The sequence below is a fragment of the Azospirillum formosense genome, assembly GCF_040500525.1.
Lineage (GTDB): Bacteria > Pseudomonadota > Alphaproteobacteria > Azospirillales > Azospirillaceae > Azospirillum > Azospirillum formosense_A.
In genome coordinates, this window is the sequence record NZ_CP159405.1 from 359,192 (window position 1) to 370,869 (window position 11,678).

The 11,678-nt window shown below is 69.6% G+C and carries 13 protein-coding genes; 4 read left to right on the top strand and 9 right to left on the bottom strand.

Features of this window, described 5'->3' with window-relative positions; all coding sequences use genetic code 11:
- Positions 1 to 46: 46 nt before the first annotated feature.
- Complete coding sequence (locus ABVN73_RS25995) at positions 47 to 655, bottom strand: hypothetical protein (RefSeq protein WP_353861482.1); 609 nt, start codon at positions 653 to 655, stop codon at positions 47 to 49.
- Positions 652 to 1,212, bottom strand: coding sequence for a hypothetical protein (locus ABVN73_RS26000; RefSeq protein ID WP_353861483.1), 561 nt, complete (start codon positions 1,210 to 1,212; stop codon positions 652 to 654). Before ABVN73_RS26000 ends, ABVN73_RS25995 begins: the two co-directional genes overlap by 4 nt.
- Positions 1,213 to 1,492: 280 nt before the next feature.
- Here ABVN73_RS26000 and ABVN73_RS26005 point away from each other — a divergent pair, with 280 nt between their 5' ends.
- Positions 1,493 to 2,245: an isochorismatase family protein gene (locus tag ABVN73_RS26005; RefSeq protein WP_353861484.1), complete on the top strand. Its 753-nt coding sequence runs from the start codon at positions 1,493 to 1,495 to the stop codon at positions 2,243 to 2,245.
- Between the two features lie 129 nt (positions 2,246 to 2,374).
- Positions 2,375 to 3,559: a pentapeptide repeat-containing protein gene (locus tag ABVN73_RS26010; RefSeq protein ID WP_353861485.1), complete on the top strand. Its 1,185-nt coding sequence runs from the start codon at positions 2,375 to 2,377 to the stop codon at positions 3,557 to 3,559.
- A 9-nt stretch (positions 3,560 to 3,568) separates the two neighbouring features.
- On the opposite strand, the gene ABVN73_RS26015 is transcribed toward ABVN73_RS26010, so the two are convergent.
- Positions 3,569 to 4,114, bottom strand: coding sequence for a BMP family ABC transporter substrate-binding protein (locus tag ABVN73_RS26015; protein WP_353861486.1), 546 nt, complete (start codon positions 4,112 to 4,114; stop codon positions 3,569 to 3,571).
- Positions 4,111 to 4,857: a hypothetical protein gene (locus ABVN73_RS26020; protein ID WP_353861487.1), complete on the bottom strand. Its 747-nt coding sequence runs from the start codon at positions 4,855 to 4,857 to the stop codon at positions 4,111 to 4,113. The genes ABVN73_RS26015 and ABVN73_RS26020 overlap by 4 nt, the downstream gene beginning before the upstream one ends.
- Before the next feature lie 169 nt (positions 4,858 to 5,026).
- Here ABVN73_RS26020 and ABVN73_RS26025 point away from each other — a divergent pair, with 169 nt between their 5' ends.
- A complete protein-coding gene (locus tag ABVN73_RS26025; protein ID WP_353861488.1) occupies positions 5,027 to 5,854 on the top strand; it encodes an NAD(P)-dependent oxidoreductase in 828 nt (275 codons plus the stop codon).
- A gap of 401 nt (positions 5,855 to 6,255) precedes the next feature.
- Positions 6,256 to 6,447, top strand: coding sequence for a hypothetical protein (locus ABVN73_RS26030; RefSeq protein ID WP_353861489.1), 192 nt, complete (start codon positions 6,256 to 6,258; stop codon positions 6,445 to 6,447).
- A gap of 86 nt (positions 6,448 to 6,533) precedes the next feature.
- Here the strand turns inward: ABVN73_RS26030 and argE are convergent, their stop codons facing one another.
- Genes argE through ABVN73_RS26055 form a run of 5 tightly spaced genes read right to left on the bottom strand, consistent with a single transcriptional unit; the run spans position 6,534 to position 11,621 of the window.
- Positions 6,534 to 7,730 (bottom strand): acetylornithine deacetylase, encoded by a 1,197-nt coding sequence (gene argE / locus ABVN73_RS26035; protein WP_353861490.1) that lies wholly within the window; start codon positions 7,728 to 7,730, stop codon positions 6,534 to 6,536.
- Positions 7,727 to 8,746: an oligopeptide/dipeptide ABC transporter ATP-binding protein gene (locus ABVN73_RS26040; RefSeq protein ID WP_353861491.1), complete on the bottom strand. Its 1,020-nt coding sequence runs from the start codon at positions 8,744 to 8,746 to the stop codon at positions 7,727 to 7,729. The genes argE and ABVN73_RS26040 overlap by 4 nt, the downstream gene beginning before the upstream one ends.
- A complete protein-coding gene (locus ABVN73_RS26045; protein WP_353861492.1) occupies positions 8,743 to 9,732 on the bottom strand; it encodes an ABC transporter ATP-binding protein in 990 nt (329 codons plus the stop codon). The genes ABVN73_RS26040 and ABVN73_RS26045 overlap by 4 nt, the downstream gene beginning before the upstream one ends.
- Before the next feature lie 12 nt (positions 9,733 to 9,744).
- The gene (locus ABVN73_RS26050; RefSeq protein ID WP_353861493.1) at positions 9,745 to 10,647 is read right to left on the bottom strand and encodes an ABC transporter permease; all 903 of its coding nucleotides are present in this window, start codon (positions 10,645 to 10,647) and stop codon (positions 9,745 to 9,747) included.
- On the bottom strand, positions 10,644 to 11,621 hold the full coding sequence (locus ABVN73_RS26055) for an ABC transporter permease (RefSeq protein ID WP_353861494.1): 978 nt from the start codon (positions 11,619 to 11,621) through the stop codon (positions 10,644 to 10,646). The genes ABVN73_RS26050 and ABVN73_RS26055 overlap by 4 nt, the downstream gene beginning before the upstream one ends.
- Positions 11,622 to 11,678 lie beyond the last annotated feature (57 nt).

The window sequence follows — 11,678 nt, forward strand, 5'->3', positions numbered from 1 at the left end:
GCCCGCGGGGAGGGGCGCCGCCCCATCCCCGCGGGCCGGATGCTCGTCAACCGCCGGCGGCGGCCCGGCGGGGAGGCCGCGCGGCTTCCTCCGGCGGGGCGGAGCGGCGGAAGGTGCTGAGTTCGGGGATGCGGTTCACCGACAGGCCGGCGACCCGGCAGGGCACCACTTCCAACACCTGGAATCCCGCCTTGCGCGGGTAGCGGGCGCTGACGCGCTCGCGCACCTCCCGTTCCGTTTCGGCGGTCAGGAGGCAGCGGCGGATGCCCACCCAGCCGCGTTGCCCCGTCATCACCGTGGCGTCGCTCGGCACATGGCGCACCGCGGCCTCCCAGAACCGGCCCGGACGGGGTTCGGAGCGGTCGAAGACGTGATAGCGCACGACCGGCGCCGCCTGCCTCGCCTCCAACTCGTTCAAGGCGGCCTGCATGTCCTGCTCGGCCTTCAAGGCGCGCTTTTCGGCCTCGCCGTGCTTCTGAGCGACCTGGGAGTAGGCCGTGGCGATGTCCTCCACGTCCTTCCCCACCTCCTCCATCTTTTCGCGGATGCGCAGCTGGGCCTGCCGCAGACCTTCCAACTGCCGCCGCCAGTAGCGGTTGGACAGCACCGTCAGCACCATCAGCCCGAGGCTGAGATAGAGCATCATCCCGGTCATGCCGCCGCTCCCTGCGCGTCGGGGTCAGGGGCGTGGGCGAGCGGGACGACCATGGTCGGCAGGACGCCGTTCTTCACGGTGAAGGCGACGCGCGCCATCGCCGCCGCCTGATCGGCCGAATAGGTCCAGACATGGGCGACGTTCGTGTAGCTCCAGATCTGGCGGGCGAAGATCACGTCGCGCCGTTCGATGGAGGGGAATTCGTCCTGCACGGTCAGCCGGACCCAGAAGGCGCTGGCTTCCTCGCCGTCGCCCAGTTCGTGCACGAACTCCACCTTGGTGAGTTCCAGCGCCCGGATCTCCGACAGCGCCTTCTGCCGCCGCCCGTTGCATTCGGTGGTGCGGGCCTGGAAGGCGATCATTTCCTCCTGCCGCTGCTCCAGCTTGCGGGTCCATTCGCCCAGCGCCGTCTTCTTCCGGTCGTGCTGGCGCATCATCATGGTCTGGCGCGCCTTCTCCGACGTGATCTGCCCGACGTCGATGACGATGGACAGGCCGAGCGCCGCGGCGCTGGTGACCAGCAGAAGCATGCCCAGGAACTCGGCCGATAAAACCATTGGTGTGCCTTATGGTTGCGGCGGAAGCTTCGCGTCTCCTTTATTGAGGACCGGGTTTCACGGCTTGGCATTGCGGTATTCCGTCGCACGGCGCGCCGAATGCGGACAGGAATATGTCTCGCGGTTGCAACAAACGGTCGATCCGGCTGAATTCCATTGATCTTTTCGGACCCATGCGCAAGCGTTCGGCCACAATGTCGCAGTGCTTGGACACAGTCCTGAAATGTTGTGCCCCTCCGTTCGCAGGACTGCCATCTCCACCACTTGAATGGGAGCACCCATGCTGGACCTGATGACTCGCAGCGACGAGGCGCTGGACACCATCCGCCGCACCTTTCCGGTGGCGCTCGGCGACTACGCGATGCCCGCCGGAGGCACCGGTCTGGTGATCATCGACGAGGTGAAGGGGTTTGCCGCCGTCGGTTGCGGTCCGCTCGCCCCGGCGGCGCCGAACGCCCAGGTGGAGCGCATGATCGCCGAGACGGACCGCCTGGCCCGCCGCTTCGCCGGGGCCGGCTGGCCGATCTGCGTCTCGCTGGACCGCCACGACCCGGACAGGCCGGAGCCGCCCTATCCCCCGCATTGCCTGGTCGGCACCGGCCACGATGAACTGGTGTCCGAACTGGCCTGGCTCGAGTCGGAGCCGTCGGCGACCCTGATCGCCAAGGACTGCATCAATTTCTTCGTCGGCGCGACCGAGCTGGGCGCGGATGGCAAGGCCGGGCGCAACCGGCTGGTGGACTGGGTCAACGGCAACCGGCTGGCGTCGGTCGTCACGGTGGGCATCTGCACCGACGTGTGCGTGATGGACTTCGTCCTGACCCTGCTGTCCGCGCGCAACCACGGCATGATGCCGACGCTGAAGGACGTGGTGGTCTATGAGCCGGGCTGCGCCACCTACGATCTCCCGGCGGAGACGGCGCGGGACCTCGGCCTTCCCGAGACCGCGGCGCATCCGCAGGAGCCGGCGCACCACATGGGGCTCTACATGATGGCATCGCGCGGCGCGCTGCTGGCCGACACGCTGCGCTGAAGTGCGGCGGATAAGGGCTTTCGCTTTTTCCAGGCGGCTCTGGTAACATCCCAGCGTGGCAAGGGTTCCGATCGTTCAACCGGCGTGCGATGCCGGCGCAAACGGCCGGACGGCGCGGAGACGTCGCACGTGGAAGAGCGATATCTGAGGGCGATCCGCAACGCGCTGGTCCGGCATCAGCAATGGCTGACGCGCGACCCGAGCATGAAGGGCCGTTGCGCCGACCTCAGCTTCCACAACCTGTCGGGTCTGGGCTTGCGCCGCATCAACCTCAGCAGCGCCAAGCTCAGCGGGGCGAACCTGAGCAGCGCCCGGCTGACCGGCGCCGACCTGTCGCGCACCGACCTGTTCGGCGCCGATCTGTCGAAGGCCGAGCTTTCCGGTGCGTCGCTTGAAAGCGCCGACCTGCGCGGCGCGCGGGTGGAGGGCGCCACGCTGGAGGAGGCCAACCTGCGCGGCGCCGACCTGCGCAAGGGCATGATGCTGGGGGCCGACGAACGCAAGCCGGCGGGCAACGCCGACGGCAGCACCACCTTCATCGGCTCCAAGATGGCCCGCGCCATCCTGTCCGACGCCCGTCTGGCGCAATGCGACTTTTCCGGCTGCGACATGGCCGGGGCGACCTTCTCCGGCAGCGACATGACCGGAACGATCCTGATCGGCGCCAACCTGATCGGCGCGGTGATGGAGCGGGTGGAGATGCAGGGTGCCCTGCTGTGCGGCGCCCGGCTGGACGACGAACTGCGCCAGACGCTGGAGCGGCGCGGCATCGACGTGGACGGCACCGGGCTGGTCAGCCTCGCCGGGCGGATGGCCGACAGCATTTCCGCCCACCAGCTCTGGGTCGAGCGCAACGCCGCCGCCGGCCTGCGGCTGGAGATGCAGCGCGTCGACCTGCGCGGCTACAACTTCGCCAACCAGCTTCTGGCCGGTTGCGTGATGCGCTTCTGCGGGTTGCGCGGGGCGGATTTCTCCGGGGCGAAGCTGGTGATGGCGGATCTGTCCTACTGCGACCTGCGCGAGGCGGACTTCACCAGCGCCGACCTGTCCGGCTGCAACCTGCGCGGGGCGAATCTGGCGGGGGCCAAGCTGTGGCGGGCACGGCTGCGCCCGGTGGACCTCGCCGGGGACGGCAGCCGCCTGTGGCCGACCAACCTCGCCGAGGCCAGCCTGACCGGTGCCGATCTGCGCGACACCAGCCTCGCCCGCGCGATCCTGCACGGCACCGACCTGACGCGCGTCCGCGCCACGGCGGAAACGCTGCGTGGCGCCGACCTGAGCTTCGCCGTCGGGGTCGAGCCGCAATACGCCTGAGTGGGGCGCCTACACGGCGTCCGCCACCCGGATGCGGCCCTCGATGATGGCCGCGCGCGCCTCCTCCAGCCGGTCCCTCATGGCGGCGGTGACCAGCGCGCGGTTGTGGTCGTCCAGCGCGCAGTCGACGCCGCGCTCGGCCAGCCCCAGGGCGCGCGGACCGGGGGTCCAAGCGCCGCTGCGCCCCTCCGCGAAGGCGCGCTCCACCGCCAGATCCACCCGCTTCAGTATCGAGGTCAGGATGGTGCCCGGGTAGAGGTGGTTCTGGTTGCTGTCCACCTCGATGGCGAGGCGCCCGCCGTCCTTGGCCGCCGCGAAGATCCCGAAATTGGACACGCCGGCCCCGGCGAACACCACGTCGGCGCCGCGCTGGAACTGGGCCTTCGCCACCTCCGCCCCGGTGAAGGCGCCCTCGTTGAAGCTCTTGTCGAACTTCTGCCCCACCGCGTAGAGCAGCCCCGGCGCAAAGTCCTGCGCCCGCGCCGGAGCGGCGAGCGTGGTGAGGCCGGCGGCGCCCAGCGCCAGGACGGAACGGCGGGACAGCGGAGGCGTCATCGGACGGGCTCGGAGGTCAGGATTTCGGACACCAGCCCCGCGTGACGCGGCCGCAGCGGGGCGAGGGCCGGGCTGTCGGGCCGGGGCGGCTGGAGGACGAGCCGCGCGTCGGCGCGCCCGGTCGCGGCCAGGACCGCGCCGGGGAAGGCGGCGGCGGCGCGCTGCAGGGATTCGGTGAAGGCCTCGTCGGGAAGGCCGCTGTAGGGCGTCCCGTCGCCGTTGCGCAGATTCAGGAACAGCAGCGTGTCGCCAAAGGCGGTGTAGCCGCCGCCCAGCCCGTCCTGCTCCGCCGCGGCGGCGAGGAAAAAGCGCTGGGCGCGGTCCGGCGTCAGGCTGCCCGCGGGAAAGCGGACCAGGGCGTAGCCGGTGGCGCCGTCCGCGCTGTCGAAGTCCGCCACCAGGACGCTCTCCTGTTCGAGGCTCCAGGCGATGGCCCCGGCCAGCCGGTCGGCGGGCGCGTCCTCCAGCCGCAGGGTCATGTGGAGCGACGGGTTGGTCTGGAGCCGGTAGCCGCCCATCCGCAGATCGGTCACCGCGCCCGTTCCATCCAGGCCGGCGGCGTCGAGGATGGTGGGCAGCAGTTCGGTCCGGGCGCGCTCGGTCAGGCGTTGCCGCGCGTCGTAGGACGCGCCGGGCGGGGCGCCCGCCGGCACGGCCTCGAAGAACAGGTGCTGCGTCACCGCCTGCGCGAAGGCGGGCGCGGAGCCGAGGATCAGTGCGAGGGCGAGAGCAAGACGGCGCACCGGCCGGAACTCCCAGGCGAAAAGGGGCAAGCGCAGTCTAGACGCGAAGGGATATTGACGCATAGGTCAATTGAATGACGCATGCGTCTGGACGGCGCCCCGGGGATGTGTGGTAGCATGGCCGCCAACCGGCCGGCTGCGGCGGAAGAATTATGGGGAGGGAAGCGACATGACGGACGCGCGCACGCTGAAGGGCAAGACCCTGTTCATCACCGGCGCCAGCCGGGGCATCGGCAAGGCCATCGCGCTGCGCGCCGCCCGCGACGGCGCCAACGTCGTAATCGCCGCCAAGACCTCGGAACCCCACCCCAAGCTGCCCGGCACGATCTTCTCCGCCGCGGAGGAGGTCGAGGCCGCCGGCGGCAAGGGGCTGCCGATCCTCTGCGACATCCGCGACGACGCCCAGGTGGCCGAGGCGGTGGCCCGCACGGTGGAGCGGTTCGGCGGCATCGACATCCTGGTCAACAACGCCAGCGCGATCAGCCTGACCGGCACGCTGGACACCCCGCTGAAGCGCTGGGATCTGATGATGGGGGTCAACGGGCGGGGCACCTTCGCCTGCTCCCAGGCCTGCCTGCCGCATCTGCTGAAGGCCGAGAACCCGCACATCCTGACCCTGTCGCCGCCGCTGAACCTCAATCCGCGCTGGTTCCAGCACCACACCGCCTACACCATCGCCAAATACGCGATGAGCCTGTGCACGCTGGGCATGAGCGCCGAGTTCCGCGGCAAGGTCGGGGTGAATTCCCTGTGGCCGCGCACGATCATCGGCACGGCGGCCATCGCCATGCTGAAGGGCGCGGCCGAGTTCGACAATTGCCGCAAGCCGGAGATCCTGGCCGACGCCGCCCACGCCATCCTGACCCGCGACGCCAGGACCTGCACCGGACACTTCTTCATCGACGACGAGGTGCTGGCGGAGGAGGGCGTCACCGACTTGGAGCCCTACGCGGTCAAGCCGGGCGCTCCGCTGGCGCCGGACATCTTCCTGGATTGAGGGCCGTCCGAAGGACCCGCGCCGCGCCGGGGGTGGCCATGCCGGGGCTACCCCTTCCGCGCCCGTGAGCGCGCTTGATGCAGGGCAGCGTTCCCACGATATCACAAGCATCGGCCGCCGGTTTCGATTACACTGCGGTTTGTTTGCTCCCCAAATCGAAAGGGACCCTTTTCGCCGATCGGCTGATCCCCGGATTCAATCCGCCAACCGGCAAGTGTCCGCACGTCCCTTTCCAGTCTTGTTTGCATAGACCGTCCGGTTGGGGCGGAGCGGATGCTCGAACAGCGTCAAACACTGAGCTTGTCCCAGAACAATCGGTTCATTCCGGAGCTCTTATGACCATCGAGCTGCACACGTTCACTGTCACCCTGAATCAGTCGGAAGCAACGGCGTACAAGAGCATGGCCGAGCATCGGGCCTGGGTCCGCACCGCGGTGTCCGACCTGTCGGAGGTGCTGCGCACCGCCGGCATGGGCGCGGAGGCCCGCCTGCGCGGGCACGACCGCTGCGGTCACCTCGTCGTCGAGGCGACGGACACGGGTGCCGATTTCCTGCGCACCCTGCCGGCCATCGTCAGCGTGGAGGTCCACTGACCGGCGAAGCGCAACGGTCTGAGGGACGGTTTCAACGGGGGCCGGAGCGGAAACGCTCCGGCCCTTCCGCGTTCCAGGCGCCGTTGTTACAGCCCCTTCGTCGCGGCGTCCTTCAGCCGGTGCAGAAAGCGCTCGGCCCGGGCGAGTTCGCTCAGCTCCACATACTCGTCGGGCTTGTGGGCCTGCTCGATGTCGCCGGGTCCGCAGACCACGGCGGGGATGTTGGCGATGCTGGTGAACAGCGCCCCCTCCGTGCCGAAGGCCACCTTGCCGTGGCCGTTCTGCTCGGCGAGGTTCTTGACCAGCGTCACCTCCTCCGACTCCGGCGGGGTGTCGAGCGCCGGGCTGTCCGACAGGGTTTCCCAGGAGAATCCCGCCTCCGGACGGACGGCGCGCATCTCCGGTTCCAGCGTCCTGGCGAAGTCGCGCAGTTCCTTCAGCATCGGCGCCACGGGATGGTCGGCGAGGTGCCGGATCTCGAACTCGAAGGAGGCGTCGGAGGGCACGATGTTGCGGGCCGTGCCGCCCTCCATCACCCCGGTGTGCACCGTGGTGAAGGGCACGTCGTAATCGTAGTCGAACGGCCCCTGTTCGGCGAAGCGGCGGCCCATGCCGCGCAGGAAAGACACCAGCTCCGCCGCGTACTCCACCGCGTTCACCCCCTGCGGGGCGAGCGAGGAATGGCAGGCGTGGCCGTGGACGCGGCAGCGCATCGCCACCTTGCCCTTATGGCCGACGATCACCCGCATCCGCGTCGGCTCCCCGACGATGCACAGGCGCGGCTTGACCGCCATCCCGGCAAGCCGGGTCAGCAGGCCGGGCACGCCGAGGCAGCCCAGCTCCTCGTCATAGGAGAAGGCGTAATGGACCGGGGTCGTCAGGTTGGCGGCCAGGAAATCCGGCGCCATGGCCAGCGCCGCCGCGATGAAGCCCTTCATGTCCGCCGTGCCGCGTCCGAACAGTTTGCCGTCGCGCTCGGTCAGGGTGAAGGGATCGCTGGACCAGTCCTGGTCGTCCACCGGCACCACGTCGGTGTGGCCGGACAGGCAGACGCCGCCGCGGTCCATCGGGCCGATGGTGGCGTAGAGGTTGGCCTTGGTCCGCTCCTCGTTGAACACCAGCGTGCTGGACACCCCCAGCGCCGCCAGATGGTCGCGGATGTAGTGGATCAGGTCGAGGTTGGAGTTGCGGCTGGTCGTGTCGAAGGCGATCAGGTCGCGCAGCAGCTCCAGCGTGCGCGGGCTGCACGCGGATGGGCCGGCGGGATCGGGTGAGGGCATCATGGACCTGTGGTTTCGTTCAGATGGCAGGCGGACCAGCGCCCGGGCGCGATCGCGCGCAGGGCCGGGCGTTCCGCCGAACAGCGTGGCATCGCGTGCGGGCAGCGCGGATGAAAGGCGCAGCCCGACGGCGGGTCGAGGGGCGATGGAATCTCTCCGCGGATCGGCGCGAACCGCCGCTTCTCCACGGACACGCGCGGCGCCTCGTCCAACAGCGCCTTGGCATAGGGATGATTGGGTTTGTCGAACAGCTCCGGTGTCGGGGCCAACTCCACGATCCGTCCAAGATACATGATCGCGGTGCGGTCGGAAATGTGTTCCACGACGCCCAGGTCGTGGCTGATGAAGAGATAGGTCAGCGACAGCTCTTCGCGCAGGCGCATGAACAGGTTGATGATCTGCGCCTGGATCGACACGTCGAGCGCCGCCACCGATTCGTCGCAGACCAGCACGTCCGGCTTCACCGCCAGGGCGCGGGCGATGCCGATGCGCTGCCTCTGCCCGCCGGAGAACTGGTGCGGGTAGCGCCGCAGATAGGCGGGGTCCAGCCCGACCTGCCGCAGCGTCGCGGCCACATACGCCTCCGCCTCCCGCCGCGGGACCAGCCCATGGACCACCGGCGCCTCGCCGACGATGTCGGCCACGCGCAGGCGTGGGTTGAGCGAGGCCATGGGGTCCTGGAAGACCATCTGGATCTTCAGGTTGGCGTGATGGCGGTCGGCCAGGGACAGGTCCCGCAGGTCGCGGCCACGCCAGCGCAGGGTGCCGGCGCTCGGCGGCAGAATGCCGGCGACCATGCGGCCCAGCGTGCTCTTGCCGCAGCCGGACTCGCCGACCAGCCCGACCACCTCGCCCTCGGCGATGGACAGGTCCACGCCGCTGACCGCCTGCACCGCACGGTCGTCGATGGCCGCCCCCAGACGGCGGGCGAAGCGCTCCACCACGTCCAGCTTGCGCGAGAAGCGCTTGGTCAGGCCGTCCAGCTCCAGGATTGGGGCGGCGATGGATGCGGACGTCATGCGGCGTCTCCCTGCGCTTCGGCCCCGACGGGATTCCAGCAGCGCCAGGCGCGGCCCTCCCGCTCGCCGCTCAACTCCGGCATCACGGTGCAGGCTCCGGTGGACCGGTCGCAGCGTGGGCGGAAGGCGCAGCCCTCCGGCAGGTCGAGAACGGAGGGCGTCATGCCGGGGATGGAGCGCAGCGGCACGCCGCGCCGGTTGCGGCTGGGCACCGACTCCAGAAGGCCGCGGGTGTAGGGGTGGCGCGGGTTGCCGATGATCTCCGCCACCGTCCCGGTTTCCACCACCCGGCCGGCGTACATCACAGCCACCCGGTCGGCCAGCGCCGACACGACGGCCAAGTCGTGGGTCACCCAGATCAGCGCCGTCCCCGTCTCGCGGCAGAGCTTCTGCACCTCGAAGAGGATCTGCGCCTGGATGGTGACGTCGAGCGCGGTGGTCGGCTCGTCGGCGATGATCAGGTCGGGGGAGTGGAGGAGGGCGATGGCGATGGCCACGCGCTGGCGCATGCCGCCGGAGAACTGGTGCGGGTAGGACATCAGCCGCTCGTCGGGCGAGGCGATGCCGACGCGAGCCAGCGCCCGGCGCGAACGTTCCCACGCCTCCGCCCGGCTGACCGTTTCGTGGGCCCGCACGGCTTCGACCATTTGGGTGCCGATGCTCAGCACCGGGTTCAGCGTCATCATCGGGTCCTGGAAGATCATGGCGATGCGCCGCCCGCGGATGGCGCGCAGCCGCTTCTCCCCGGCGGTTACCAAATCTTCCCCGTTGAACAGCACCCGCCCACCGACCACCCGCCCCGGCGGATCGACGAGGCCGAGGATGGATTGCCCGGTCACCGACTTGCCGGAGCCGGACTCGCCGACCAGCCCGAGGATCTCGCCGCGGGCGAGGTGCAGGCTCACCCCGTCCACCGCCTTCACGGCACCGGCGCGGGTGAGGAAATGCGTTTTCAGCTCTTCCACGCGCAGCAGGGGTTCGGTCATCGCGTGCCCCTCCTAATGGTTCAGGCGCGGGTTGAGGACATCGCGCAGCCGGTCCCCGACCAGATTGATCGCCACGATGGTGACCAGCAGGGCGAGGCCGGGAAACAGGCTGACCCAGTAATCGCCCGAGAGCATGTACTGGTAGCCCGACGCGATCAGCATTCCCAGCGACGGCTGGGTCACCGGCACGCCGACGCCGAGGAAGCTCAGCGTCGCCTCCAGCGCGATGGCGTGGGCGACCTGCACCGTCGCCACGACGATCAGAGGCGGCAGGCAGTTGGGCAGCAGGTGGCGCATCATGATCCGCCGGTGGGGCAATGCCAGGCATTGCGCGGCTTCGATGTATTCCTTACGCCGCTCCACCAGGGCGGAGCCGCGGATGGTGCGGGCGTAGTAGGCCCACTGCACGGCGGCCAGCGCGACGATCACCTTGTCCACCCCCTTGCCCAGCAGGGCCAGCAGGATCAGCGCGATCAGGATGGCCGGAAAGGAGAGCTGGATGTCGACCAGCCGCATGACCAGCCCGTCCACCCGGTCCCCCGCGTAGGCGGCGAGCAGCCCCACCGCCACCCCGACGGCGAGCGCGATTAGCGTGGCGACCACCCCGACCAGCAGGCTGGTGCGCAGCCCGAAGACGATGGCCGACAGCATGTCGCGCCCCTGGTCGTCGGTGCCCAGCCAGTAGGTCCAGCCGCCGCCGCCCAGCGATCCCGGCGCCATCATGCCGTCGAGGATGTCCAGCTGCGCGAGGTCGTAGGGGTCCTGCGGCACCACCCAGCGGGCGAGCAGGGCGGCTAGCACGATCAGGACCAGCATCACCAGCCCCGCCAGCGCCGTGCGCGACCGCGCGAAGTCCCGCGCCAGCCGCAGGAAAGGCGTCTCGACCGCCGGGGCCTTGGCAATGACGCCGCTCATGCCCGCCCCCCGCCCAGCCGGATTCGCGGGTCGAGCAGCGAATAGACCAGATCGACGATCAGGTTGATGACGACGAACAGCAGCACCGTCACCAGCAGGTAGGCGATCACCACCGGCCGGTCGAGTTGCAGGATGCTGTCGATCAGCAGCTTGCCCATGCCCGGCCAGGCGAAGACCGATTCCGTGACCACCGAAAAGGCGATGACGCTGCCCAGTTCCAGCCCCAGGACGGTGACCACCGGGATCATGATGTTCTTCAGGATGTGCACCCCGACCACCCGCGCCGGCGCCAGCCCCTTGGCGCGGGCGAACTTCACATAGTCCTGCAAGGCGACCTCCCGCGTGCCGGCGCGGGCCAGACGGATGACCAGCGACAGCTTGAACAGGGCCAGATTGACGGCGGGCAGGATCAGATGGGCCAGCCCGTCCGCGGTCAGGAAGCTCCATTGCACGCCGAACAGGCTGGCCGTCTCGCCGCGTCCGCCCGCCGGCAGCCAGCCCAAAGTCACCGCGAAGGCCATGATGAGCATCATGCCCACCCAGAAGGTGGGCAGCGAGAAGCCGAGGATGGAGCCGGTCATGATGACCCGCCCGGCCAAGCTGTCCGGCTTCAGCCCGGCCCACAGCCCCAGCGGGATGCCCAGCACCACCGCCACCAGCATGGCGCAGACCGCCAGCTCCAGCGTCGCCGGGAAACGCTGGAGAACGAGTCCGAGCGCCGGCACCCCATGCACGAAACTGGTGCCGAGGTCGCCGCCGAGCGCGCTGTCCACGAAGCGCAGGAATTGCTCGTGCATCGGCTTGTCGAGCCCCAGCCGCGCGATGGCGGCGGCGCGCTCGAACTCGTCGGCCTCCGGGCTGATGAGCACGTCGATGGGGTTGCCGATGGCGAAGATGCCGGCGAAGACCAGCACCGACATCGCCACGACGACGACCGCGCTCTGCGCCAGCCGCCGGAGGATGAAGACAAGCATGGATTTAGCCCCTTAGCCCTCTCCCCTCCGGGGAGAGGGTGGCCCGAAGGGCCGGTG